General features: G+C 64.7%; 22 protein-coding genes. 14 read left to right on the top strand and 8 right to left on the bottom strand.

Annotated elements, in window-relative coordinates; all coding sequences use genetic code 11:
- The first annotated feature begins 21 nt into the window (after positions 1–21).
- Complete coding sequence (gene zwf, locus N5C91_RS19540; RefSeq protein ID WP_279831373.1) at positions 22–1,497, top strand: glucose-6-phosphate dehydrogenase; 1,476 nt, start codon at positions 22–24, stop codon at positions 1,495–1,497.
- Between the two features lie 226 nt (positions 1,498–1,723).
- Positions 1,724–3,127: a tRNA 5-hydroxyuridine modification protein YegQ gene (gene yegQ / locus N5C91_RS19535; RefSeq protein WP_279831439.1), complete on the top strand. Its 1,404-nt coding sequence runs from the start codon at positions 1,724–1,726 to the stop codon at positions 3,125–3,127.
- Positions 3,128–3,282: 155 nt separating this feature from the next.
- Here yegQ and N5C91_RS19530 read toward each other — a convergent pair whose 3' ends face one another.
- Positions 3,283–3,990 carry a DUF3142 domain-containing protein gene (locus N5C91_RS19530; RefSeq protein WP_236173697.1) on the bottom strand — a complete coding sequence of 236 codons (708 nt, stop codon included), beginning with the start codon at positions 3,988–3,990 and terminating at the stop codon, positions 3,283–3,285.
- Positions 3,991–3,995: 5 nt separating this feature from the next.
- A complete protein-coding gene (locus N5C91_RS19525; RefSeq protein ID WP_279831370.1) occupies positions 3,996–6,164 on the bottom strand; it encodes an outer membrane assembly lipoprotein YfiO in 2,169 nt (722 codons plus the stop codon).
- A 373-nt stretch (positions 6,165–6,537) separates the two neighbouring features.
- Here N5C91_RS19525 and nirK point away from each other — a divergent pair, with 373 nt between their 5' ends.
- The 6 genes from nirK to N5C91_RS19495 all read left to right on the top strand — a co-directional run bounded on the left by nirK (position 6,538) and on the right by N5C91_RS19495 (position 11,019).
- Positions 6,538–7,560, top strand: coding sequence for a copper-containing nitrite reductase (gene nirK / locus N5C91_RS19520; protein ID WP_236202076.1), 1,023 nt, complete (start codon positions 6,538–6,540; stop codon positions 7,558–7,560).
- 81 nt (positions 7,561–7,641) lie between these two features.
- A complete protein-coding gene (locus tag N5C91_RS19515; protein ID WP_236202027.1) occupies positions 7,642–8,451 on the top strand; it encodes an SUMF1/EgtB/PvdO family nonheme iron enzyme in 810 nt (269 codons plus the stop codon).
- A gap of 66 nt (positions 8,452–8,517) precedes the next feature.
- Positions 8,518–9,246, top strand: coding sequence for a Crp/Fnr family transcriptional regulator (locus tag N5C91_RS19510; RefSeq protein ID WP_236173693.1), 729 nt, complete (start codon positions 8,518–8,520; stop codon positions 9,244–9,246).
- A gap of 111 nt (positions 9,247–9,357) precedes the next feature.
- Positions 9,358–10,041 carry an iron-sulfur cluster repair protein YtfE gene (gene ytfE, locus N5C91_RS19505; RefSeq protein WP_236202028.1) on the top strand — a complete coding sequence of 228 codons (684 nt, stop codon included), beginning with the start codon at positions 9,358–9,360 and terminating at the stop codon, positions 10,039–10,041.
- A gap of 108 nt (positions 10,042–10,149) precedes the next feature.
- Complete coding sequence (locus N5C91_RS19500) at positions 10,150–10,833, top strand: Crp/Fnr family transcriptional regulator (RefSeq protein ID WP_236202029.1); 684 nt, start codon at positions 10,150–10,152, stop codon at positions 10,831–10,833.
- 3 nt (positions 10,834–10,836) lie between these two features.
- Entirely contained in the window at positions 10,837–11,019 is a 183-nt protein-coding gene (locus N5C91_RS19495; RefSeq protein WP_236202030.1) for a protein DnrP, read from the top strand.
- A 211-nt stretch (positions 11,020–11,230) separates the two neighbouring features.
- Here N5C91_RS19495 and N5C91_RS19490 read toward each other — a convergent pair whose 3' ends face one another.
- The 6 genes from N5C91_RS19490 to N5C91_RS19465 all read right to left on the bottom strand — a co-directional run bounded on the left by N5C91_RS19490 (position 11,231) and on the right by N5C91_RS19465 (position 16,742).
- The gene (locus N5C91_RS19490; protein ID WP_279831366.1) at positions 11,231–13,078 is read right to left on the bottom strand and encodes a VWA domain-containing protein; all 1,848 of its coding nucleotides are present in this window, start codon (positions 13,076–13,078) and stop codon (positions 11,231–11,233) included.
- Between the two features lie 66 nt (positions 13,079–13,144).
- Positions 13,145–14,572: a cbb3-type cytochrome c oxidase subunit I gene (locus tag N5C91_RS19485; protein ID WP_236202077.1), complete on the bottom strand. Its 1,428-nt coding sequence runs from the start codon at positions 14,570–14,572 to the stop codon at positions 13,145–13,147.
- Positions 14,572–15,012 (bottom strand): cytochrome c, encoded by a 441-nt coding sequence (locus N5C91_RS19480; protein ID WP_045213987.1) that lies wholly within the window; start codon positions 15,010–15,012, stop codon positions 14,572–14,574. The genes N5C91_RS19485 and N5C91_RS19480 overlap by 1 nt, the downstream gene beginning before the upstream one ends.
- Positions 15,013–15,125: 113 nt before the next feature.
- On the bottom strand, positions 15,126–15,374 hold the full coding sequence (locus N5C91_RS19475; RefSeq protein ID WP_236202032.1) for a cytochrome C oxidase subunit IV family protein: 249 nt from the start codon (positions 15,372–15,374) through the stop codon (positions 15,126–15,128).
- The gene (locus N5C91_RS19470; RefSeq protein WP_236202033.1) at positions 15,371–15,961 is read right to left on the bottom strand and encodes a cytochrome c oxidase subunit 3; all 591 of its coding nucleotides are present in this window, start codon (positions 15,959–15,961) and stop codon (positions 15,371–15,373) included. The genes N5C91_RS19475 and N5C91_RS19470 overlap by 4 nt, the downstream gene beginning before the upstream one ends.
- The gene (locus N5C91_RS19465; protein ID WP_236202034.1) at positions 15,945–16,742 is read right to left on the bottom strand and encodes a CbbQ/NirQ/NorQ/GpvN family protein; all 798 of its coding nucleotides are present in this window, start codon (positions 16,740–16,742) and stop codon (positions 15,945–15,947) included. The genes N5C91_RS19470 and N5C91_RS19465 overlap by 17 nt, the downstream gene beginning before the upstream one ends.
- Positions 16,743–16,942: 200 nt before the next feature.
- On the opposite strand from N5C91_RS19465, the gene N5C91_RS19460 reads away from it, so the two are divergent.
- From N5C91_RS19460 to N5C91_RS19435, 6 genes are all read left to right on the top strand, one after another.
- Positions 16,943–17,254 (top strand): c-type cytochrome, encoded by a 312-nt coding sequence (locus N5C91_RS19460; RefSeq protein ID WP_236173679.1) that lies wholly within the window; start codon positions 16,943–16,945, stop codon positions 17,252–17,254.
- A 75-nt stretch (positions 17,255–17,329) separates the two neighbouring features.
- Positions 17,330–19,477, top strand: a complete 2,148-nt coding sequence (locus N5C91_RS19455; RefSeq protein WP_279831358.1) for a NosR/NirI family protein — start codon at positions 17,330–17,332, stop codon at positions 19,475–19,477.
- A gap of 27 nt (positions 19,478–19,504) precedes the next feature.
- Positions 19,505–21,412, top strand: a complete 1,908-nt coding sequence (gene nosZ / locus N5C91_RS19450; protein ID WP_236173675.1) for a TAT-dependent nitrous-oxide reductase — start codon at positions 19,505–19,507, stop codon at positions 21,410–21,412.
- A 59-nt stretch (positions 21,413–21,471) separates the two neighbouring features.
- Positions 21,472–22,749, top strand: a complete 1,278-nt coding sequence (locus N5C91_RS19445) for a nitrous oxide reductase family maturation protein NosD (protein ID WP_279831357.1) — start codon at positions 21,472–21,474, stop codon at positions 22,747–22,749.
- Positions 22,746–23,654, top strand: a complete 909-nt coding sequence (locus N5C91_RS19440) for an ABC transporter ATP-binding protein (RefSeq protein ID WP_279831356.1) — start codon at positions 22,746–22,748, stop codon at positions 23,652–23,654. Before N5C91_RS19445 ends, N5C91_RS19440 begins: the two co-directional genes overlap by 4 nt.
- Positions 23,651–24,475 carry an ABC transporter permease subunit gene (locus N5C91_RS19435; RefSeq protein ID WP_236202038.1) on the top strand — a complete coding sequence of 275 codons (825 nt, stop codon included), beginning with the start codon at positions 23,651–23,653 and terminating at the stop codon, positions 24,473–24,475. The genes N5C91_RS19440 and N5C91_RS19435 overlap by 4 nt, the downstream gene beginning before the upstream one ends.
- Positions 24,476–24,481 lie beyond the last annotated feature (6 nt).

The raw sequence follows: 24,481 nt of genomic DNA, 5'->3' as shown, positions 1-24,481 counted from the left end.
GCCAAGCCCAGGGAATAAGTCTTGAATACGCCCGCCAGCCTTAGTCTTCCCAGTTCCTGCGACATCCTGGTATTCGGCGGCAGCGGCGACCTGGCGCTGCACAAGCTGCTCCCGGCGCTCTATCACCTGCACCGGGAAAACCGCCTGCCGGCCGACACGCGGATCTTCGCCCTCGCCCGCAGCCAGCGCGACAACGCCGCCTACCTCGAACTCGCCGAACGCAATTGCCGGGTGCAGGTCGCGCGCAGCGATTTCTCCGCCGAAGCCTGGCGCAGCTTCGCTCAACGCCTGCAGTACGTAGCGATGGACGCCTCGCAGAGTGCCGACTTCGGCCGCGTCGCCAAGGCCCTCAAGCGCAGCGAAGGCCGCGTGCTGGTGCACTACCTCGCCACTGCGCCGAGCCTGTTCGCGCCGATCGCGCAGAACCTGAAGATCGCCGGCCTGGCCGGGCCGCTGGCGCGCATCGTGCTGGAGAAGCCGCTGGGTCATTCGCTGGAGTCGGCCCTGGCAATCAACCAGGCGATCGGCGAGGTGTTCGACGAATCCCGCGTCTTCCGCATCGACCACTACCTGGGCAAGGAGACGGTGCAGAACCTCATGGCCCTGCGCTTCGCCAACACCCTGTTCGAGCCGGTGTGGCGCAACGGCCCCATCGACCACGTGCAGATCACCGTCAGCGAAACCCTCGGTGTGGAAAACCGCGGCGGCTACTATGACCATGCCGGCGCCATGCGCGACATGGTACAGAACCACCTGCTGCAGCTGCTCTGCCTGGTGACCATGGAAGCGCCGGTGCGCTTCGATGCCGAGGCTGTACGCAACGAAAAGGTGAAGATTCTCCAGGCGCTCAAGCCGATTTCCGGACAGGACGTGCAGGACAAGACCGTCCGTGGCCAGTACACCGCCGGGCATATCGGCGGGCAGGAAGTGCCTGCCTACTGGTTCGAGAAAAATGTCGATAACGACAGCGATACGGAGACCTTCGTCGCCGTACAGGCTGAGATCGACAACTGGCGCTGGGCCGGCGTGCCGTTCTACCTGCGCACCGGCAAGCGCATGGCGAAGAAGTGCTCGGAGATCGTCATCCAGTTCAAGCCGGTGCCCAACAGCCTGATCGGCAACGCAGCCGGCGAGGCTAACCGCCTGTGGATAAGGCTGCAGCCCGAAGAGCGCATCAGCGTGCAGCTGATGGCCAAGGCCCCGGGCAAGGGCATGCAACTGGAGCCGGTGGAACTCGACCTCAACCTCGCCCAGGCCTTCAGCGCCAACAAGCGCCGCTGGGACGCCTACGAACGCCTGCTGCTGGACGTGATCGAGGGCGACTCGACGCTGTTCATGCGCCGTGACGAGGTAGAAGCAGCCTGGCGCTGGGTCGACCCGATCCTCGCCGGCTGGCACGAGCATTACCAGAGCCCGCGCCCCTATCCGGCCGGCAGCAACGGGCCGGAGCAGGCGCAGACCCTGCTGGAACTGCAAGGGCGCCGCTGGCTGGAATGATCCCCTCCGGATATTCACCCCCGTAGGATGGCGTGGAGCGCAGCGATACCCATCATTCTGGCGCACCGACAGCATGGGTATCGCTACGCTCCACCCATCCTACAAAGAGCACATCGGGCCTATCACCACGGGGCGCGGATACAAAATCCCTTGACCTCGCTCAGCACGCGCAACCCGCGGATTTCCTAGAGTGGCGGCCTTTTCCCCCACTATCCGCCGCATCGCCATGTCCACCACTCCGTTTGTCCCCGAACTGCTCTGCCCCGCCGGCTCGCTGAAGAGCCTGCGCCACGCCTTCGCCTATGGCGCCGACGCCGTCTACGCCGGCCAGCCGCGCTATAGCCTGCGGGTGCGCAACAACGAATTCGACCACGCCAACCTCGCTACCGGCATCAACGAGGCCCACGCTCAGGGCAAGCGTCTGTACGTGGTGGTGAACATCGCCCCGCACAACGCCAAGCTGAAGACCTTCCTGCAGGACGTCGAATCGGTGATCGCCCTAGGGCCTGACGCGCTGATCATGTCCGATCCCGGCCTGATCATGCTGGTTCTCCAGCATTTCCCCGAGGTTGATATCCACCTCTCGGTGCAGGCCAATGCGGTGAACTGGGCCAGCGTGGAGTTCTGGCGCCAGCAGGGGCTCAAGCGGGTGATCCTGTCCCGCGAGCTGTCGCTGGAGGAAATCGACGAAATCCGCGAACGCGTGCCGGGCATGGAGCTGGAAGTCTTCGTCCACGGCGCGCTGTGCATGGCCTACTCCGGGCGTTGCCTGCTGTCGGGCTACATCAACCGCCGCGATCCCAACCAGGGCACCTGTACCAACGCCTGTCGCTGGGAGTACCAGACCCACGCCGCCCACGAGGACGAACTGGGCCACGCGGTACGCAACGTCGAGCCGACCCTGGGCATCGGCGCGCCGACGAAGGAAATCGTCCTGCTCGAAGAAGGCAATCGCCCCGGCGAGCTGATGGAGGCCTTCGAGGACGAGCACGGCACTTACATCATGAACTCCAAGGACCTGCGCGCCATCCAGCACGTGCAGCGCCTGGCACAGATGGGCGTGCATTCGCTGAAGATCGAGGGTCGCACCAAGTCCCACTACTACGTCGCGCGCACCGCCCAGGCTTACCGCAAGGCCATCGACGATGCCGTCGCCGGGCGCGCCTTCGACCTCGGCCTGATGGACACCCTCGAATCCCTGGCCCACCGCGGCTACACCGAGGGCTTCCTGCGCCGCCACGTGCATGACGAGTACCAGAACTACCAGTACGGCCACTCGCTTTCCGAGCGCCAGCAGTTCGTTGGCGAATTCACCGGCGAGCGCCGTCACGGGCTGGCTGAGGTACGGGTAAAGAACCGTTTTGAAGTGGGCGACAGCGTCGAGCTGATGACCCCGGCCGGCAATCGCACCTTCCGCCTGCATGCGCTGGAGAACACGCGGGGCGAATCCATCGGCGTCGCGCCGGGCGATGGTCACGTCGTCTACATCCCCGTGCCCGAGGGGCTGGACCTGGAGTACGCGCTGCTGATGCGCAACCTCAACGGCGGCAACACCCGCGATGCGCGGGAACCGGCCGCAGCCGGTGGTTGCGGGAATGATTGCGGCAAGTGCGGGTGTGGCGGCAACTGACCCACCCATTACCCCTCTGCCGAAACAACCTGTCGCTAAGAACGTAGGATGGCGTGGAGCGCAGCGATACCCATCAATGTCGTGCACCGGGAGCATGGGTATCGCTCCGCTCCACCCATCCTACAAAGAGCACCCTCTGCCTAGTCCATCCTGGCTCACGGGTTCTGCAGGAACACCACATACCCCCTGAACCACCGGCTCTTCGCCAGGTAGTCCGGCGCCTGCCACTCCCCGTACTGCGCCAGCCCGATGCGGAAGGGCAATTGCAGCCGCGCCACGCGCGGCAGGTAGGCCTGGTAGTTGGGGATGGTCCGGCGCCCCTGGTAGGTCTGCACCACCACCTCATCCACCACGCCGGCCAGGCGGTTGATGGTCTCCGGCGCAGCGTTGCTGCCCCAGTCCATCAACCCGGTGATGCTCAACTTGCAGTCTGCGGGCAGGCGCTGGCGCAGGTTCTGGAGGAAATCGACGTACTCATCCAGGTAGCGCGTGCGCGCATCGAAGTCGATCTGCACGCCTACCACCGGATTGCCGGCGGCACGCCAGCGGCGCAGCTGTGACAACAGGGTACGGTAGATGTCCTCGTCCCAGCGCAGGGTGTGGGCACGGTAGACCACCCAGACCTTGCCCTGCTTGAGACGTGGAATGGCGATGCCCTGGGCGATCAGCCGGGCGCGACCATCACGGTAGCGCGGCGCGCTGACCTGCCCTTGCAGCACGTAGAGGGTGCGCGCCTGAGCCAATACCGGCTGCGCGGCAACGCCGCTCCAGAGCCAGAAGGCGTCGTGGTCGGCGGCGTCCACGCCGCTCGCTGATGCGTTGCCCGTGAGCAACGCCAGCGCTAAGACCAGGACGCGCCGCACGCGTCTTACCAGTAGTACTTCAGGGACTTCGCCCAGGGCGTCGCTGAGTACTGCCCCTTGAGGGTGCGGAACCATTGCTTGCGCTGCGCCGGGGCGATGTCCTGGCTGCCGCAGCCGTTGTAGCCGCTGGGCGCGAAGCAATTGATGGCGCGGAACAAGGCGTAGGCGCGATCCTCTTCCACAGCCTGTTTGTCAGCGATGACCTTCAGGTAGCCGTCCATGCGCGAATAGGCGCTGCCAGGGAAGAGCGACTCACCACCCCCCAGTTCGCGCTCGCTGGGCTGGGTATCGAGCGGGAAGCCATCGAGGTTGTTGCGCAGGATGAATTCGCCCAGGCAGTTCAGCGCCCTGGGCGGCGGCGGACTCTGCTGCAGGTCTCGGGCAATGTCGGCGATCGCCGGGCATTCGTAGCCACTGTCGTTCTTGCCGCCCGGCCACTGGAACAGCGACAGCGGCATGCTGCCGTAGAGGTAGCCGATGCTCGCACCCAGGGGCTTGCCGCTGCCATCGGTGGGCAGCAGCGCGAGGTCGTCGATGTAGGCCTGGTACTGGCCGTGCAGCAAGTCCTTGTAGAGCAGAGCGAACAGCGCGGTGTCGCGCTCCTCCACCGAGACGCTGGTGGATCTTGCCTGCTGGCGCAGCAGGTCGGGGCCGGCGACGTGGCGCAGGAGGATTTCCCGGATGATCGGCGTATGCACCGGCGAGCCTTCGGCGAAGACTTTCACCAGGCGGTCGCTGCGCTCGTAGTTGAACGCCAGCGCCAGCTCCAGCTGCTCGCGCTGCAGCGGCTGCTCGGCCAGCGGCAGCAGGCGCAGCCAGAGTTTCTCGGCAGCGATCCAGTCGTTACCGGCTTCCAGGGCGAAGCCGCGCAAGGTCTGCTGGCTGAAGGCAAGGTAGTCGAGTTTCGACGGCAACTCGTCGGGCAGGGACTTCAACGCCTCGGCGGGATTCTCCTCGACGTACAGCTGGTAGGCCGCCGTCAGGTAGTCGTGCAGGCCGGGATACTTAGCGAAGAGATCCTTCTGCGCCGCCAGGCCGGCAACGTCCAGGGCCCGGGGCTCGTTGGCTTCGTGGTGGCGCATCTGCATCAGGTCGAGAACCGCCAGCAGGCGCGCGTCACGCACGTCGGCCGGGTGCGCGGTGACCAGCAGCTTGTTGTCGACTTCCTGCACCAGTTGCGCAAGATCGTCGGAATCCTCGCGCGCGAACAGCTCGGCGTACTCGCCGGCCAGCCGGCCTTCATCGCTCATCAACCAGTAGACCCGGCGCGTCAGGCCCTTGGCCGATGCGCTGTACTGGCCCTGTGGATAAGCCTTGAGGTATTCCCCCAGCGCGGTTTCGGCCTGGGCAAGGATTTTCTTGTCGACCTTGCGCAGGTCCGGATAGCCCATCTCGTCGAAGGCATTCTGCTGCGCCTGGTTGAGCAGGGCGCGGGCGACCATGTAACGCGAGGTTTCCTTCAGCCAGGGCTGGTCGCTGTCCTGCAAGGTACGGAAGGCCTTCAGCGCATCCGTGAAGCGGCCACTGTAGAAATCCGCCGCGCCCTTGAGATAAGCGCGATAGGCCTTGGCCGGCGAGCTCTGCAGGTCATCGGGCAGCAATACACTGAGCTGTGTTTCGTCCCACTGGCAGGCACCCAGCAGGGTCAGGCGCGCGCGGGCCAGGGCCTGGCGCTCACCAGCAGAGAGGCTGTCGACCAGCAGTAACTGGCTGAGGAAACCCTGGGCAGTGGCCGCGTTGTTGCTGCGGCAGCGGCTGCCTTCGCCGCTGGCGAAGCTGTCGGCGGACGACTGCACGGCATCCGCCGGCAGGCCGATGCGCGCAGCGAGGTCTGCCAGCGGCGCGGTGCTGGAGCTGTCGGTCGAGTCTCCCGGCGTCAGGCCTTCCAGCCAGCGCGCCAGCGGGAACGGCACCTGGCCATAGCCCAATTGCTGCTCGTCATCGGTCAGTGCGTGGTTGGGGATGCTCGCCTGCCCTGCGTCGGCCAGCAGCAGTTGCAGGTTGATCCGGCTGTCGTTACCCGGACTGAGGAACGGCAGGCTGTTGCAGACGTCCAGGCTATCGCGCTTGAGGTTCCAGCTCGGGTAACAGGAGTCGTCGCTGCTCGCGCGCGCATCCTGCACGCCGAGGCAGCCGGTGATCAGGGCCAGCAGGGTCAGTCCGTACAGACGCATGAATGATCCTTGTCCGTTGGAGCCCGCACACCGGGCCGGGAATCAGAGCAGGAAGAATCTTACCTCGGCGCGCCGACACTTGCCCGCTTCCGCAGGCACAAGTCTGTAAACGCGATATGTCGCACAGCACGGCCTGCGACATGATGTCCAGCAGAATCGTTCTTTGCTCCCGCTCAAAGAAGGATTCTGCCCAGCGAGTATTTCTTCGTCTAACGACAGTTCGTCGATTACGGAGAGTTACCCCATGCAAGATCAGGAAGATATTTCGCTTTCCCGCCGCACTCTGCTGGCCGGTGCGGTGGTTCTGGGCGTCACGGGCACGATGCTCGGCAGTGGCAAGGCGATGGCCGACACAGCAGTGTCACCCAAGAACATGAGCCCTGCCCCGGATCTGTCCAAACTGGAACGCGTCAAGATCGAACTGCTGACTCCCCCATTCGTGCATCCCCACGAGGCGCGCGCCACGGGCAAGCCCAAGGTCGTGGAATTCACCATGGTCATCGAGGAGAAGACCCTGACCCTGGACGATGACGGTACCCAGGTCCACGCCATGACCTTCAACGGCTCGGTACCGGGTCCGCTGATGGTGGTGCACCAGGACGACTACGTGGAGCTGACCCTGGTCAACCCGGCCACCAATACCATGGCCCACAACATCGACTTCCACGCCTCCACCGGCGCCCTCGGCGGCGGCGGGCTGACCCACGTCAGCCCCGGCGAACAGGTCAAGCTGCGCTTCAAGGCGACCCGTGCCGGTGTGTTCGTCTACCACTGCGCACCGGGCGGCGCGATGATTCCCTGGCACGTAGTCTCGGGCATGAACGGCGCAATCATGGTGCTGCCGCGCGATGGCCTGAAGGACCGCAACGGCAAGTCGCTGAAGTACGACAAGGTATTCTACGTCGGCGAGCAGGACTTCTATGTCCCACGGGACAAGGACGGCAAGTTCAAGCGTTACAACTCGCCGATGGAAGGCTTCAACGATATGCAGGAAGTCATGAAGGGGCTGATCCCCAGCCACATCGTGTTCAACGGCAAGGTCGGTGCGCTAACCGGCAAGAATGCGCTCAAGGCCAACGTTGGCGAAACCGTGCTGATCGTCCACTCCCAGGCCAACCGTGACACCCGTCCGCACCTGATCGGCGGCCACGGCGACTATGTCTGGGCTACCGGCAAGTTCAACAATCCGCCGGAAGAGGACCTGGAAACCTGGTTCATTCCGGGAGGCGCAGCCGGAGCGGCGCTCTACACCTTCCTGCAGCCCGGACTGTACGCCTACCTCAACCACAACCTCATCGAAGGCGTACTGCTGGGTGCCTCCGCACACTTCCAGGTGGAAGGCCAGTGGAACAACGATCTGATGGCCCAGATCGAGCCACCGAAGCCGATCAAGTAAGCCCGCCGGCCGGCCCACCACCGGGGCCGGCCTTCCTCTTCCGGCCAGGCCTCGCCCTGGCAAGCAGCGGATGATGCAAGCATGCGCAAGGCAACCCTGATCGGCGTGCTCATCACACTCCTGATCGGCGCCGTCGCTCTCTATCTAGGCTCCCGTTACGACACGGGTCTGGCCCCGGAAACGGTGAAACTGGTGGAACGCGAGTTCTCCTTCCGACCGGCCGGCGACTACTGGCAGGAAAACCGCTCGATAGATTCCCCCTCGACCAGCGAACGCCTGCAACCACGCTTCGAGGTGATGAAGTACCAGGTCAGCCAAGCTGAATATGCCCGTTGCGTGAGCGATGGTGACTGCCTGCCGCTCAGCGAGGGCACGCCCCGCGACGACCTGCCGCGGACCGGCGTCAGCCTGCTGGATGCGCAGTTCTACGCCGACTGGCTGTCCAGGCGCACTGGTCAGAACTGGCGCCTGCCCACCGACCAGGAGTGGGCGTTCTTCGCCGGTTCGCGCTGGGCCGACGACGCCTTGCGCATCGACGACGACGGCAGCAATCCGGCACGGCGCTGGTTGGCACGCTACAGCTTCGAAGCGAAAACCCGCACCACCGACTCGGCCCAGGCACAACCCCGGGGTAGCCACGGCCTCAATGAGTTCGGCGTGGCCGACCTGGGCGGCAATGTCTGGGAATGGACCCGGAGCTGCCATCAGCGGGTCAACCTGGATGCCCAGGGTGGCCAGGTCAGCCGAGTCGAGGCCTGTTCGATCCGCATCGCCGAAGGCAAGCACCGCGCCGCCATCAACGACTTCGTCCGCGACGCGCGCGGCGGCGGATGTGCCGCCGGGCAGCCACCGGACAATCTGGGCTTCCGGCTGGTCAGAGACATCCCTTGATCCCTCTCAAGTTTCGCCGCGACCTTTAACGGCTATGCTGCGGCAGGCCCTCCGGGAATCGCTGCCGTGACCGCCAATACCGCTCTCAACCGCGCCTGGCTGGCCAGCTTGCCACCATTCGCCAATTGCAGTCGTGAGGAACAGGACTCCATCCTCCGCCAGGCCAGCATCTTGCGCCTGGTCAACGGAGTTGCCGTGTTCGAACAGGGCGCTCCGGCAACCTGCTTCTATCTGCTGGTGCACGGCCGGCTAAAAGCCACCCAGCTCACCGGAGATGGCCAGCGCGTGCTGGTACGGGTGGTCAATCCTGGGGATCTTTTCGGTTTCGTCCGTGCCCTGGGTCTGAGCGACTATCCGGCCACCGCAATCGCCAGCCAGGACAGCCTCGTCCTGGCCTGGCCCACCAACCAGTGGGAACCGCTGCTGGCCCGCCACCCCGGCTTCGCTCTGAACACCGTGCAGGCCATCGGCGAGCGCCTGCAGGAAGCCCACGTACGCTTCTGCGAACTGGCTACCGAAGAAGTCGAGCGACGTGTCGCCCACACGGTGCTGCGACTGGTCCAGCAATCCGGTCGACCGGAGGCCGATGGCATTCGCATCGACTTTCCGGTTACGCGCCAGGACATCGCCGAAATGTCCGGAACTACCCTGCACACCGTCTCGCGCATCCTCAGCGCCTGGGAGGATCGCGGCCTGGTCATCGGCGGTCGGCAGAAGCTGCTGGTGCGCAATCCGCAGCAGCTGATGCTGGTGGCCGGCGGCAGCGAGCGGGACGTGGCGGCCGAGAACGCTTGACTGCAATCAAGGAGCCAGTCGCGCGACCTTCCCTAGACTGCCCGCCTCCTTGCCAAGACTGACGGCCACGACGACTGCGGCCGCCGTGCCCCACTCCACCCGAGGCCCGCCATGACCAATCACCTCACCGAGCGCACCCTGAGCGACCTGGCCTTCAGCCTGCCGGGCAGCGCCGCGCTGTTCCACGACTACAAGCTCGATTTCTGCTGCGCCGGCCAGCGCAGCCTGCGCGACGCGGCCAACGAGCAAGGCCTGGACGCCGAACGCATCGCCGAGGAACTGCTGGCGTTGCCGCCTGCAGAAGAAATGAATGTGCAGTGGATCGATTGGCGCCTGACCAGCAACGACCAGTTGATCGACCATATCCTCGAGCGCTACCACACGGTCCACCGCCAGCAATTGCCGGCGCTGATCCCGTTGGCCGAGCGCGTCGAAAAGACCCACGCTGCGCACCCGCTATGCCCAGTCGGCCTGACCGCACACCTGAAGAAGATCCAGGAAGAGCTCGAATGGCACATGTGCAAGGAGGAAAGCGTGTTGTTCCCCTGGCTGCGCCAGGGAATCCCGCTGACTCACGTACAGGGTCCGATCGGCGTGATGCGCCATGAGCACGACGAACACTCGCAGTCCCTCGCCGTGCTGGCCGACCTGACCGACGACCTCACGGTACCGGCGGACGGCTGCAACAGTTGGCGCCGCCTCTACAGCGGCCTGGAAGAGCTGCGTCGTGACCTGATGCAGCACATCCACCTGGAGAACAACCTGCTGTTCCTGGGCGCCAATCATCCGGCCTGATGGCCGGACCTGGAGCCAGGAGGGCGACCAGTGACAGCTTGTCTCACCACGCTGCCGAACAGCATCGCGCATACTGGCAGGATTGTCCCCGCCCAGGAGCGCTCCGCCATGCTCGCGCATCGCGTCCACCACCAGATTCTGTGCGGCCACCACCTGTTCAACGTGCTCAACGAGGAACAGTTGGAGCAGCTGCTTGCCACCAGCACGCTGCTCAATCTGGAGAAGGGCGACAAGCTGTTCCTCCAGGGCGAGCCGGCCCATGCGTTCTACTTCGTGATTGCCGGCGCGGTAAAGATCTACCGCCTGACTCCGGAAGGGCAGGAAAAGGTGCTGGAGGTCGTCGGCAGCCGGCAGACCTTCGCCGAAGCCATGATGCTGATGGATACCCCCGACTACGTGGCCTCGGCCCAGGCGCTGGAGCCTACGCAGGTCTACCGTTTCGCCAACCGCACCTACATGGAGCTACTGCACAGCAACCCGCAGTTGCCCTTCTCGCTGCTCGCCACCCTCTGCGTGCGCCTGCACCGGCGGATCAACGAGATCGAGACGCTGTCGCTTAAGAACTCCACCCACCGCGTGGTTCGCTACCTGATCACCCAACTCAACCGCCAGGGAAACGAGGAGCGGCGCTTCGAGCTGCCGATGGCCAAGCAACTGGTGGCCGGGCACCTGTCGATCCAGCCGGAGACCTTCTCCCGAGTACTGCGACGACTGATCGACGAGAAGATCATCGACCTTAACGGGCGCATGGTTCAGGTGCTCGACGTCGCACGGCTGGAACAGTTCGAGTAGGCCATGCGCCAGTGTCTGTACTGTCAGCACGAGAACCCCGAGGACACTGCGGATTGCTCGCAGTGCGGGATGCCCCTGCCAGTGGGCCAGGAGCTGGCGAAGCAGCGCAGGCTGCGACGCTTTGCCTGGTACTGCGCCATTCTCGCGCTGTTCTGCGGGGTGATGATGCTCTGGTTGCCGCGCTGAGCCCCGCTCGCCTTTGTTCTTCGTAGGACCGAGGGGGCGCCTAGCCCTTGCTCGCGAACCTGGCGCCGCTGCGGGATTCGGTTCGCGAGCAAGCTCGCTCCTACAGAGTGTGCCATCAGCCCCGTAGCTTCGTAGGGCGCATAACGCCCCAGGCGTTATCCGCCGTGGCGGATGAAGCGTTCCGCTTCATTCGCCCTACATTCCTTGCTGGTCATCCCTGGCGGCGGGTGAGCTGCCGATACAGTTGCGGCAACTGCACCGGCAATTGCGCCGGGTCATTGATCAACAGATAACCCTGGCTGCCGAACAGGTGCGGCAGGTAATCCGCGGCCTCGCGGTCGATGGTGATGCAGAACGGCACCAGCCCTGCGCGACGAGCCTCAAGCACCGCCTGGCGGGTGTCTTCGACACCGTAGCGCCCTTCATACAAATCCAGATCGTTGGGCTTGCCGTCGGTGAGGATCAACAACACGCGCTGGCGCTCCTTGCGCTCCAGCAACAGCTGCGTCGCCCGGCGGATTGCCGCGCCCATGCGTGTGTAGTAGCCGGGGCGCAGCGCACGGATGCGTCCGCGCACGATGTCGTTGTGGCGCTCGTCGAAAGTCTTCAGCTGGGTCATGCGTACCTGCTGGCGACGCAACGAGGAGAAGCCGTACAACGCAAAGCGATCGCCTGCCGCCTGCAGCGCCTCGCCAAACAACAAGAGGCTGTCGCTGATCAGGTCGATCACTCGATGATCATTGTCGATGTGCGCGTCGGTGGACATCGACAGGTCCGCCAGCAACAGGCACGCCAGGTCACGGCGGGTCTGCCGACGCTCGAGGAAGAGCCCTGGTTCACTGCAGGCACCCAGGCGTCTTTCAACGCTGAAGTCCAGCCAGGCTTCCAGATCCAGCTCCGCACCCTGGGGTTGCCGCCGCAGCCACTGCGGCTGCTGGCGCAGGCTCTCGAACTGCCGTCGCAGGCGGCGCGCGATGGGTGCCAGGGCATCTGGCAACGGCGCGGGCGTAGCGTCCCGGGGCAGCATCGGCTGCAGACAGACGTAGTCGTCGATCAGTTGCTGGCGGCGATAATCCCATTCAGGCAGGCGGATGCCTTCGCCCAGCGGTACGTCATCGAAGTCGGCGGCTGGCAGATCGAGGTCGAGCCTCAACCCGCCACCCTTCTTCTGCCGCTGTCGGGACATGCTCAGGTGGTCGAGGTCATCGGCGACCTTCGCAGCGTCCAGGTCTTCGCTGTCGTCACCGGCCCGATCCAGCTCGATATGCTCGGACCAACTGAACAGATTCTCCAGACGGAACAACAGCAAGCCACCGCGGCCCGGGTCCTGTCCGACCCGCTCGGCGCGCTTGCGCGCCAGGCCCTTGGCCTCGCTGTGCGCGGAGCGGCCCTGCTCGTCGCCGTCGATCAGATCGGTGTGCTGGGGCGCGGCCAACCGTTGCGGTGGATAGAGCCATAGCGGCACTGGCCAGGGTGCCTTTTCGCTGCGCGGCAGATGCTCGACGCTGCCCGGATCGCGCAGTGCCTGTTGCAGCGCCAGCTCCAACTCCGCTTCGGCGGGCGGTAGGTCACCGGCATCGGGACGCAGGCTAAGCAGCGCTTCCACCAGCCGACGGTAGCGCGGACGCAGCAACGGGTAGCGCTCCAGTACGGAGCAGGTCCAGGCCTGGTTGTCGCGTGCCCAGTGGCGCATCGGCTGGCTGTGGGCGGCGAGCAGCGCCAACCAGCGGTAAAGCTCGCGATTCAGCTCCGGGTCGGGAAACACCGCCAGTTGTGCCGGCAAGCGCAGCGAATCAGCGTCAAACCAGGCCACCGGCAATTGCTGGCAGGTACCGGCGACCTGTTGCAGCAGACTGCGTCGCACCAGCAACTCACGCGCACTGGCCGCCTCCACACCGACACCGGCCTCGCCACCGGTACCGCGGAACAGCAGCAGCAGACTGCGCCGCACCTCGTCCAGGGACACGGCGGCTTCCTCGAACTCGGGGCTGGCGCGGCGCGTGATGAAACGGTGCCAGACGCGGCCGAAGCCTTCTTCGATTTCGAGGTGGATGGTCATGACGCCCCCTGCAGAACGAAAAAGGGCCCGCCGCAAAGCGGTCGGGCCCGGGGTGGAAGGTATCGATCAGCCCGCCTGGGTCGCACCGGAGGCGACCGCAACGCGACCGCGTTGGCGGAAGCTCAGCAGGTAGCAGATCAGCCCGATGAAGAAGCCGACGCCGCAGTACAGGCGCAGCCAGAAGAAGATCTTCAACTGCTCGACCGTGGCCATGAACGGCATGGCGGCGCCATCGGCCGGCATACGTTGCAGCCAGACCTGGACGATGCCGGCGGCGGTGAGCATCAGAGTGATCAGCAACATGGAGATGGTCATCAGCCAGAAGCCCCAGATTTCCAGGCTCTGTGCACGCGCATCAGGTGCTTCGCCAATGCCCCGCAGGCGCGGCATGGCGTAGCTGATCATGGTCATCACGATCATTGCGTAGGCACCATAGAAGGCCAGGTGCCCGTGGGCCGCGGTCAGCTGCGAGCCGTGGGTGTAGAAGTTCACCGGGGCCAGGGTGTGCAGGAAGCCCCACACGCCAGCGCCGAGGAAGGCGGTGACGGTAGTGCCCAGGGCCCATAGTGCGGCAGCCTTGTTCGGGTGCTCGCGACGACGACGGTTAACCATGTTGAAAGCGAACAGCACCATGGCGAAGAACGGCAGTGGTTCCAACGCCGAGAAGATCGATCCCAGCCATAACCAGACTTGTGGTGCGCCAATCCAGAAGAAGTGGTGACCAGTCCCGATGATGCCGGTGATCAGCGCCATGGCGATGATGACGTAGAGCCACTTTTCCACGACCTCGCGGTCGACGCCGGTGATCTTGATCAGCACGAAGGCCAGCATCGCACCCATGATCAGTTCCCACACGCCTTCCACCCAAAGGTGCACGACCCACCACCAGTAGTACTTGTCGCGCGACAGGTTTTCCGGGTTGTAGAAGGAGAACAGGAAGAACACCGCCAGGCCGACCAGGCCGGTCATCATCACGACGCTGACCGCGGTCTTGCGGCCCTTGAGCATGGTCATGCCGATGTTGAAGAGGAAACCCAGCGCCACCACCACGATGCCCATCTTGGTGATCGTCGGTTGTTCGAGGAACTCGCGCCCCATGGTCGGCAGCAGCTCGTTGTGGGTCAGCCTGGCCAGGCCCGCATAAGGCACCAGCAGGTAGCCCAGGATGGTCAGCACGCCGGCGATGGCAAACACCCAGAACAGCACCATGGCCAGTTTCGGGCTGTACAGTTCGCGATCGGCCTCCTCGGGGATCAGGTAGTAGGCCGCGCCCATGAAGGCGAACAGCAACCAGACGATCAACAGGTTGGTATGCACCATCCGCGCGACGTTGAACGGGATGGCCGGGAACAGGAAGTCGCCGACCACGTACTGCATGCCCATGATCAGGCCGAAGATGATCTGCCCGACGAAAAGCATCAGGGCGAACACGAAGTACGGCTTGGCCACCGACTGCGAGGCGAATTTCAGATAGGGATTGCCCGGGTTCATCATCAACCCTCCTTGTTTGGCGGCCATTTGTTGGTGTCGATCTTCGATGTCCACAACAGGAACGCCGCAAGATCGGTGACCTCCTGGTCGCTCAGATGGAACTGCGGCATCTGCCGGCGACCGGGCACGCCCAGCGGCTGCATCTTCATCCAGGCCGCAAGGAAGCTGCCGAAAGCCGCGTCACCGCCACGGCGCACCGCGACGTTGCCCAGTTCCGGCGCGAAGTAGGCACCTTCACCGAGGATCGAGTGGCAACCCACGCAGTTGTTCTGCTCCCACACCAGCTTGCCGCGCACCACCGACTCGGTGAGCTCACTCTGGTTGGTGCGCTTGGGGAAGGTGGTTTCGGTGTGATAGGTCAGCGCGAGGAACACCAGGAAGAAGAAAACGCCTCCTCCCAGGTAGATGTTCCTCGCCATCCCTTTGGTAAATGTCTCTGACATGGGGCCCTCCTAGGTCACGGTCGGTGCCATTGTAGGAATCGCCCCCAGGCGTCTCGCTTGATGGCAATCAAGAAAGACCAATGCTTCCAGTCAGGTATTTTTCTGAATAAAAATCAGTGAGTTGCGTGGAGCGCCAGAATCACACCGGTCATCACCAGCGGCCAGCCAAACAGCAGCGATTGCCAGAGGCGCGGACCATGGTTCAGCTCCATGAAGCGCAGCACGATGATCCAGGCCTTACCCAGGCCCAGCAACAGGATCGCAGCCACCGACAGCATGGCCTCGGGCGCCTGGTGGCCCAGCCGGACAGCGCTGACCGACATCGGCAGCATCAGCAGCCAGGCGAGCAGCAGCGTCCTCATGAGCCAGGCGCCAATACGTAGACCAGCGGGAACAGCACGACCCAGACCAGGTCGACCATGTGCCAGTAGAGCGCGCCGGACTCCAGGCCGCCCAGGGCCTCGCTGCGGTAGGCGCGGCGCTGGCAGCGCAGCGTCATCCAGGCAAGGATCACCAAGCCCAGCAGCACGTGGAGGAAGTGAAAGCCGGTGATCAGCCAGAACAGCGTGAAGAAAGTGCTGAACTCCAGGTCCAGCCCGCGCGACGCGAGATGGTGGTACTCGGCGGACTTCAGCACGACATGGGCAAGCCCGAGCAGCACGGCACTCCCCAACAGGGCCGCGGCGATCCGCTGGCGCCCTCGGCGCACCTGCTCCACCGCCAGCGCCGCGCAGAAACCGGCGGTCAGCAGTGTCAGGGTCAGCGCCAGCGCAGTCGACAGGTCCAGCTGCGCGCGGCCGGCACGGAAGCCCTCGGCGTTCAGCTGTTGGGCCACAGCGAAGACGATGATGAGGATGGCGAAGACGGTCAGTTCGGCAAGGATGAACAACCACATCGCCAGATCGCCCGGCAGGCGCCGGGCGCTGATCGCTTCAGGCGAAGTGGACATCGACCAGGTCCATCAGCGCAGCGACCGTGGCCTCGTCGTCCGACAGCGGCTCGGCGAGCCCGGCGCGGCAAGCGTCGCGCGGTAGCACGCCGGCCTGTAGCAGACGCGCAGTCAGCACCAGCAGGCGCGTCGAGCAGACCTCCTCCAGCTCCTGCCGCCCCAGCCGCCGCAGGGCCACGCCCAGTTGTGCCAGGCGCTGTGCCAGCTCGAAGGAAACTCCGGCCTCGCGGGCGATGATGCCGGCTTCCATCTCCGGCGTCGGGTAATCGAAACGCAGGGCAACGAAGCGCTGGCGGGTACTGGGCTTCATGCCCTTCAGCAGGTTCTGATAACCAGGGTTGTAGGACACCACCAGCATGAACCCCGGCGGAGCCACCAGGGATTCGCCGGTACGTTCGATGAACAGTTCGCGGCGGTCATCCGCCAGGGGGTGCAGCACCACGACGGTGTCCTGCCGCGCCTCCACCACCTCGTCCAGGTAGCAGATGCCGCCCTCACGCACCGCTCGGGTCAGCGGGCCGTCCTGCCACCAGGTGCCGTCGCTGCCGATCAGGTGGCGACCGACCAGGTCCGCAGCCGACAGGTCATCGTGGCAGGCCACGGTGTACAGCGGCAGGTTAAGGCGCTGCGCCATGTGCTGGACGAAACGCGTCTTGCCACAGCCGGTGGGGCCCTTGATCAGCACCGGCATGCCGTGCGCGGACGCGTGGGTGAACAGCGCCACCTCATTGCCTGAAGGCTGATAGAAGAGCGGCGGAGCGTTCTGCGCAGGGGCATTCATGACAGGCGAATCTCGGTAGGAAGTTTCGGATGGCAAGCTATCCAGCGCGACGCATTGCCTCAAGGACGGCGCTGGAAGTTCTTGATTGGCATCAAGCGGAAGCCGCACGGGCCGCTCCTAGAATCGCCACAGACGCCGGGCGGGAAGCCGGCGAAAACGATCGGCGCCTCGAAGCGCCAAGCCTGTGAGGAGTGACGTTCATGAACAAAGCCCTGGTAGCCCTGCTGTTCGGCGGCATGCTGGTCCAGACAACCGCGATGGCCAGCACCGGTGAGGAGCTGTTCAAGGCGAAGGTGTGCGTGGCCTGCCATTCGATCGACAAGAAGCTCGTCGGCCCCGCCTTCCATGACGTCGCTGCCAAGTATGGTTCGCAGGCCGATGGCATCGCCCATATCACCAAGAGCATCACGACCGGCAGCAAGGACAACTGGGGGCCAATCCCCATGCCGGCCAACGCCGTGACTCCGGAAGAAGCCAAGACCCTGGCCGAGTGGATAGTCACCCTCAAGTGACCCCGCGCGTGAGATCGGCGCCCACCGCCTTCTGACGCAGTTCTGCCCACTCGGGCAATCGAGGAAGGAGCCCTCATGGTGGGCGTTCGCGAGCTGTTCAGGACCCTGGTCGGCTGTCTGTTACTGATGGCTGGCCTCGCGGCCCACAGCGGAGAACTCAGTGACCTGGAGCGCACGCGCATCCAGCAGGTATTTCCCCAGGCCGACCACATCGGCGAGCCCGAAGGAGAGTACGGCGTGCGGCGCCTGACCCACGGCGACACGCTGCTGGGCTACGCCTTCCAGAGTATCCGTGTCACCCACATGCCCGCCTATTCGGGCAAGCCGATCAACATCCAGGTGATCCTTGACCCGCAGGCGGTGATTCGCGACAGCTATGTCCTCGAACACCACGAACCGATCCTGCTGATCGGCATTCCCGAAGAGAAACTCCACGCCTTCACCGCCGGCTATTCCGGACTGCGCGCCGACCAGCGCGTCGCCGTGGGCCGCTCCGGCGACCCCCAGACGGTGACGATAGATGCGGTGGCCGGGGCCACCGTGACCGTCATGGTGGTCAACGAGATCATCATGCGCGCCGCCCGCACCGTGGCGGTCTCCTTGAAGCTGATCAAGGACAACGGCCAGGTCAGACCCAAGCCCGCTATCGTCCGCGCCGATTTCTACCAGCCCGCGAGCTGGAACGAGCTGTTGGGCAACGGTGCGATCCGCCGGTTGAAGCTGACCCATGGCCAGATCGATGCAGCCTTCAAGGGTACCGTCGCCGAAAAGGCGAGCCCGGCTTACGACACCGAGCAGCGCGAGGAGACCTTCATCGATCTCTACACCGCCCTGCTCGATCCGCCCTCCATCGGCCGCAACCTGCTGGGCGAGAAGCAATACAAGGAGCTGCTGGAATCGCTGCGCCCAGGCGAGCACGCGATAGCGGTGCTGGGTACCGGCCAGTACTCGTTCAAGGGTTCGGGCTACGTGCGCGGCGGCATTTTCGATCGGGTGCAGATTCGCCAGTTCGGCGACATCCTGAGTTTCCGCGACCTCGACTACCAGCGCCTGTCGGACACCTATGCCGAAGGCATGCCGCACTTCACCGAGATGGCAATCTTCACCATCCGTGCCGCGCAGCGCTTCGACCCAGGCACGCCCTGGGACCTGGAACTGCTGGTGCGACGCCAGACCGGTCCCGTGGAAAGCCTGTTCACCACCTTCGACCTGGGCTACCAGACGCCCGAGGCCTACCTTGACCGGCCACAGCCCACGGCCGCGGAACTCGAAGCACTGGAAGACGCCAAGCGGCCGATGTGGCTGCGCATCTGGTACCAGAAGAGCTTCCAGATCGGCGTGCTGCTCAGCGCCCTGGGACTGCTCGCGGTGATCCTGTTCCTGCAGGACAACCTGGCACGCCGCCCCCAACTGCTGCACTGGTTACGCCGCGGCTACCTGCTGTTCACCCTGGTCTACATCGGCTGGTACTGCCTGGGGCAGCTCTCGATAGTCAACGTGCTGACCTTCGTCCACTCGCTGTTCGAAGGCTTCCGCTGGGAGCTGTTCCTCATCGATCCGCTGCTGTTCATCCTCTGGACCTTCACCGCCGCCAGCATCCTGCTCTGGGGGCGCGGCGTCTTCTGCGGCTGGCTCTGCCCGTTCGGCGCCCTGCAGGAGCTGCTCAATGAGGCTGCGCGCAAGCTCCGGGTGCCGCAGTACGAATTGCCCTTCGCCGTCCACGAGCGGCTCTGGGCGATCAAGTACATCGTCCTGCTGGTGCTGTTCGGCCTCTCCCTCGAGTCACTGTCCACCGCCGAGCGCTTCGCCGAAGTCGAGCCTTTCAAGACCGCCATCACCCTGCACTTCGACCGCCAGTGGTGGTTCGTCGCCTACGTGCTGGTGCTGCTGGTCATCAACCTGTTCACCCGCAAGGTCTATTGCCGCTACGTCTGCCCGCTCGGTGCGGCGCTGGCGATCCCCGGCAAGGCCCGCCTGTTCGACTGGCTCAAGCGGCGCAAGGAATGCGGCCAGCCGTGCCAACTGTGCGCCAAAGAGTGCGAGATCCAGGCCATCCACCCTGACGGACGGATCAACGCCAACGAGTGCCACTACTGCCTCGACTGCCAGATGACCTACCACAACGAAAACAAGTGCCCACCGCTGGTGAACAAGCGCAAGAAACGCAGCAAGCGCGGGGCTGCCAGCGACAACGACCAGCTGATTGCGGTGCAACAGATCTGACTATTTGCCTTCAGGAAGGAGCAGGAAATGACTGACAAGAAACAGCCACACGACGAGATCGCCGGGCTCAGCCGGCGAGGGTTCCTCGGTGCCTCTGCGGTGACAGGCGCAGCGGCGCTGGTCACCGCCGGCTCGATGGGCGCCTTCACCTCTCGCGAGGCCTGGGCCGATGCCGTCAAGTCAGCCCAGGACAAGGTCCACGTCGCCCCAGGCGAACTGGACGAGTATTACGGGTTCTGGAGTGGCGGCCACTCGGGCGAGGTGCGCGTGCTGGGCATCCCGTCGATGCGCGAGCTGATGCGCATTCCGGTGTTCAACACCGACTCGGCCACCGGCTGGGGGCTGACCAACGAGAGCAAGCGCATCCTCGGTGACAGCGCCCGCTTCCACAACGGCGACTGCCACCACCCGCACATCTCGATGACCGACGGCAAGTACGACGGCAAGTACCTGTTCATCAACGACAAGGCCAACAGTCGCGTCGCGCGTATCCGCCTGGACGTGATGAAGTGCGACAAGATCACCACTATTCCCAACGTCCAGGCCATCCACGGCCTGCGCCTGCAGAAGGTGCCACACACCAAGTACGTGTTCTGCAACGCCGAGTTCATCATTCCGCACCCCAATGACGGCTCCAGCTTCGACATCTCCGGCGACAACGCCTTCACGATGTACAACGCGCTGGATGCCGAGACCATGGAGGTGGCCTGGCAGGTCATCGTCGACGGCAACCTCGACAACAGCGACATGGACTACACCGGCCGCTTCACCGCCTCCACCTGCTACAACTCGGAGAAGGCCACCGATCTGGCCGGCATGATGCGCAACGAGCGCGACTGGGTCGTGGTATTCGACGTCCCGGCGATCGAGAAGGAGATCCAGGCCAAGCGCTTCATCACCTTGGGCGACAGCAAGGTCCCGGTAGTCGATGGCCGCAAGAAGGACGGCAAGGACAGCGCCGTCACCCGCTACATCCCGGTGCCGAAGAACCCGCACGGCCTCAACACCTCGCCGGACGGCAAGTACTTCATCGCCAACGGCAAGCTCTCGCCTACCTGCAGCATCATCGCCATCGACAAACTGCCCGATCTGTTCGCCGACAAGCTCAAGGACCCGCGCGATGTCATCGTCGGCGAGCCGGAACTGGGCCTGGGGCCACTGCACACCACCTTCGACGGGCGCGGCAATGCCTACACCACGCTGTTCATCGACAGCCAGTTGGTGAAGTGGAGCATTGCAGACGCGATTCGCGCCTACACCGGCGAAAAGGTCGACTACATCCGCCAGAAGCTCGACGTGCAGTATCAGCCGGGACACAACCACGCGACACTGACCGAGACCCGCGAGGCCGACGGCAAGTGGATCGTCGTCCTCAGCAAGTTCTCCAAGGACCGCTTCCTGCCCACCGGACCGTTGCATCCGGAAAACGACCAGTTGATCGACATCTCCGGCGACGAGATGAAACTGGTACACGACGGCCCCACCTTCGCCGAGCCGCACGACTGCATCCTGGCCCGCCGCGACCAGATCAAGACGCGCAAGATCTGGGCGCGCGACGATCCGTTCTTCGCCGAAACCGTGGCGCAGGCCAAGCGCGACGGCATCAACCTGATGCAGGACAGCAAGGTCATCCGCGACGGCAAGAAGGTCCGCGTGTACATGACCTCGACCGCTCCCACCTACGGCCTCACCGAGTTCACCGTGAAGCAGGGCGACGAAGTCACCGTCACCATCACCAACCTGGACGAGATCGAGGACGTCACCCACGGCTTCGTCATGGTCAACCACGGCGTGAGCATGGAGATCAGCCCGCAACAGACCTCTTCCATCACCTTCACCGCCGATAAACCCGGCCTGCACTGGTACTACTGCAGCTGGTTCTGCCATGCGCTGCACATGGAAATGGTCGGCCGCATGCTGGTGGAAAAAGCCTGACGAGAAGGCCCCTGGCCCCGCCGGCAGCCGCCGGCGGGGCATCGACGAAAAGGTGTTGCATGGGACCATCCAGGCCTGGACTGGCGCTGTTGCTGCTGCTCGCGACAAGCGCCCAAGCGCAGCCACAGCCACAGCCTCAAGCCATCGACCAACTGCCGCTGCAGCTCGATGGCGACATTCGCACGCTGCCAGCCGGCACCTACCACGGCTCCTTTGCCATCGACCACCCGCTGCACCTGCGCTGCGAGCCTGGCGCCCTAATCGACGGGCAGGGCACGGGCAGCACGCTGCACGTGCGAGTACCCGGCGTCACCATCGAGAACTGCACCCTGCGCAACTGGGGGCACGACCTCACCGCCATGGACGCGGCAATCTTCATCGACCAGGCGGCGCGCGGCACCGTGGTACGCGGCAATGACCTGCAGGGCGCCGGCTTCGGTATCTGGCTCGATGCCGTGGCCGACGTGCAGATACTCGACAACCGAATCCAGGGTGACCCGGGCGTGCGCTCCCAGGACCGCGGCAACGGCATCCACCTCTATGCCGTGAAGAACGCCCTGGTGCGCGGCAATCAGGTCCGCCAGACCCGCGACGGCGTCTACATCGACACCTCCAACGACAGCACCATTGAAGCCAACCTCTTCGAGGACCTGCGCTACGGCGTGCACTACATGTTCACCCACAACAGCCGCGTCATCGGCAACACCACCCGGCACACCCGCACCGGCTACGCGCTGATGCAAAGCCGCAAGCTCACCGTGGTCGGCAACCGCTCGGTAGACGACCAGAACTACGGCATCCTGATGAACTACATCACCTACTCCACCCTTACCGGCAACCGCGTGGAAGCCGTGCGCAGCGGCGATGGTGGCGGCGACGCGATGATCGCCGGCGCCGAAGGCAAGGCCCTGTTCATCTACAACTCGCTGTTCAATCGCATCGAGGACAACCGCTTCGAAAGCAGCGCCCTGGGCATCCACCTGACCGCCGGTTCGGAGGACAACCGCATCGCCGGCAACGCCTTTGTCGGCAACCGCCAGCAGGTCAAATACGTGGCCAGCCGTACCCAGGAGTGGTCCGTCGATGGGCGCGGCAACTACTGGAGCGACTACCTGGGCTGGGACCGCAATGCCGACGGCATCGGCGACGTCGCCTACGAGCCCAATGACAAGGTCGACCAACTGATGTGGATGTACCCGCAGGTGCAGTTACTGATGACCAGCCCTGCCATCGAATTGCTGCGTTGGGTCCAGCGCGCCTTTCCCGTCACCCGTCCGCCCGGCGTGCGCGACAGCTTCCCGCTGATGCGTGCGCCTGATCTGGAGGCGCAACCATGAACCCTGTGGATATCCGCGACGCTACCCTGGCCTACGGTGGTTTCACCGCGCTGGATGGACTGGACCTGCAACTGGGTGCCGGCGAAGTCCTCGGCCTGCTGGGGCACAACGGTGCCGGCAAGACCACCACGATCAAGCTGATCCTTGGCCTGCTGCGGCCGACCCATGGCAGCGTGCGTGTTTTCGGCCAGTCTCCCGGCGAGCCGACGGTGCGCCAGTGCATCGGCTTCCTGCCGGAAAACGTGACGTTCTATCCACAGCTCAGTGGCCGTGAAACGTTGCTGCACTTCGCCCGGCTCAAGGGTGCCCGGCCCTCCGAGGCGGACGAGTTGCTCGAGCAGCTCGGCCTGAGCCACGCCGCGCAACGCCGGGTGAAAACCTACTCCAAAGGCATGCGCCAGCGCCTCGGCCTGGCTCAGGCGCTACTCGGCCAGCCACAACTGCTGCTGCTCGACGAACCCACAGTCGGCCTCGATCCATTGGCCACCATCGAGCTGTACCAGTGGCTGGACCGCCTGCGTGCACAAGGCACCGGCATCATCCTCTGCTCCCATGTGCTGCCCGGCGTTGAATCACATATCGACCGTGCCGCGATCCTTGCCAAGGGCCGGCTGCTGACTGTCGGCAGCCTGGCCGAGCTACGCCGCGACGCCGGCCTGCCGGTGCGCATCCGTTTTGCCGGAAGCCCCGACGGCGACTGGCCGCGGCGCTGGCGCACCGCCGGCCACGGAGTCGCCACCCTGGATGGTCGGCGCCTCGAGCTGCGGGTCACGGAAGAACGCCAGCACGAGGTGCTCAGCGTGCTGCTCGCCGAGCGCGCACAAGAGCTCGAAGTGCTGCCGCCTTCACTGGAAGACCTCTATCGCCATCACATGCAGAGCACGCCAGCGGGAGCCCCGGCATGAACCCGATCTGGAACGTCGCCCGCAAGGAACTGGCCGATGGCCTGCGCAATCGCTGGCTGCTCGCCATCAGCCTGCTGTTCGCGCTGCTCGCAGTCGGTATCGCCTGGCTGGGCGCGGCCGCCAGCGGCCAGGTGGGCTTCACTTCGTTACCGGCGACCCTCGCCAGCCTGACCAGCCTGGCCACTTTCCTGATGCCTCTGATCGCCCTGCTGCTGGCCTACGACGCCATCGTTGGCGAGGAAGAAGGCGGCACCTTGCTGCTCCTGCTCACCTATCCACTGGGGCGCGGGCAACTGCTGATCGGCAAGTTCCTCGGCCACGGGCTGATCCTAGGCCTTGCCACGCTGCTGGGCTTCTCCGCCGCGGCGCTGGCCATTGCCGTGCTGGTACCCGGCATCCCGCTGGGGCAGCTGCTGGGCTCCTTCGGCCGCTTCATCCTGTCGTCCTGCCTGCTGGGCTGGACCTTCCTGGCCATGGCCTACGCGTTGAGCGCGCGGGTCAGCGAGAAGTCCACCGCCGCGGGCCTCGCCCTGGGCGTGTGGTTCTTCTTTGTGCTGCTGTTCGACCTGGCCCTGCTCGCCCTGCTGGTGATCGGCAAGGGCCAGCTCAGCGCCAACCTGCTGCCCTGGCTGTTGCTACTCAACCCCACCGACCTGTACCGGCTGATCAACCTGCCCGGCTTCGGTTCCGAGCTGGGAGGCGTGCTGACCCTGGGCCGCGACCTCAGCGTTCCCGTTGCCGGGCTCTGGCTGGCGCTGTGCGCCTGGACCCTGGCCGCACTGGCACTGGCCTATGCGCTGTTCCGTCGGCGACCGATCTGATTCGAG

The organism is Pseudomonas sp. GD03903 (assembly GCF_029840045.1).
Classification (GTDB): domain Bacteria; phylum Pseudomonadota; class Gammaproteobacteria; order Pseudomonadales; family Pseudomonadaceae; genus Pseudomonas; species Pseudomonas pseudonitroreducens.
This window is presented reverse-complemented; position numbering and strand designations above follow the sequence as displayed.

Bases quoted from the DNA above. Each gene is read 5' to 3' on its own strand.
- N5C91_RS19495 (WP_236202030.1), top strand. From the start codon at position 10,837: ATGCGCCAGTGTCTGTACTGTCAGCACGAGAACCCCGAGGACACTGCG.
- N5C91_RS19515 (WP_236202027.1), top strand. From the start codon at position 7,642: ATGCGCAAGGCAACCCTGATCGGCGTGCTCATCACACTCCTGATCGGC.
- N5C91_RS19480 (WP_045213987.1), bottom strand. From the start codon at position 15,012: ATGTCAGAGACATTTACCAAAGGGATGGCGAGGAACATCTACCTGGGA.
- yegQ (WP_279831439.1), top strand. From the start codon at position 1,724: ATGTCCACCACTCCGTTTGTCCCCGAACTGCTCTGCCCCGCCGGCTCG.
- N5C91_RS19475 (WP_236202032.1), bottom strand. From the start codon at position 15,374: ATGAGGACGCTGCTGCTCGCCTGGCTGCTGATGCTGCCGATGTCGGTC.
- nosZ (WP_236173675.1), top strand. From the start codon at position 19,505: ATGACTGACAAGAAACAGCCACACGACGAGATCGCCGGGCTCAGCCGG.
- N5C91_RS19470 (WP_236202033.1), bottom strand. From the start codon at position 15,961: ATGTCCACTTCGCCTGAAGCGATCAGCGCCCGGCGCCTGCCGGGCGAT.
- N5C91_RS19490 (WP_279831366.1), bottom strand. From the start codon at position 13,078: ATGACCATCCACCTCGAAATCGAAGAAGGCTTCGGCCGCGTCTGGCAC.
- N5C91_RS19485 (WP_236202077.1), bottom strand. From the start codon at position 14,572: ATGATGAACCCGGGCAATCCCTATCTGAAATTCGCCTCGCAGTCGGTG.
- N5C91_RS19500 (WP_236202029.1), top strand. From the start codon at position 10,150: ATGCTCGCGCATCGCGTCCACCACCAGATTCTGTGCGGCCACCACCTG.
- nirK (WP_236202076.1), top strand. From the start codon at position 6,538: ATGAGCCCTGCCCCGGATCTGTCCAAACTGGAACGCGTCAAGATCGAA.
- N5C91_RS19525 (WP_279831370.1), bottom strand. From the start codon at position 6,164: ATGCGTCTGTACGGACTGACCCTGCTGGCCCTGATCACCGGCTGCCTC.
- N5C91_RS19445 (WP_279831357.1), top strand. From the start codon at position 21,472: ATGGGACCATCCAGGCCTGGACTGGCGCTGTTGCTGCTGCTCGCGACA.
- N5C91_RS19455 (WP_279831358.1), top strand. From the start codon at position 17,330: ATGGTGGGCGTTCGCGAGCTGTTCAGGACCCTGGTCGGCTGTCTGTTA.
- N5C91_RS19460 (WP_236173679.1), top strand. From the start codon at position 16,943: ATGAACAAAGCCCTGGTAGCCCTGCTGTTCGGCGGCATGCTGGTCCAG.
- N5C91_RS19465 (WP_236202034.1), bottom strand. From the start codon at position 16,742: ATGAATGCCCCTGCGCAGAACGCTCCGCCGCTCTTCTATCAGCCTTCA.
- ytfE (WP_236202028.1), top strand. From the start codon at position 9,358: ATGACCAATCACCTCACCGAGCGCACCCTGAGCGACCTGGCCTTCAGC.
- N5C91_RS19435 (WP_236202038.1), top strand. From the start codon at position 23,651: ATGAACCCGATCTGGAACGTCGCCCGCAAGGAACTGGCCGATGGCCTG.
- N5C91_RS19440 (WP_279831356.1), top strand. From the start codon at position 22,746: ATGAACCCTGTGGATATCCGCGACGCTACCCTGGCCTACGGTGGTTTC.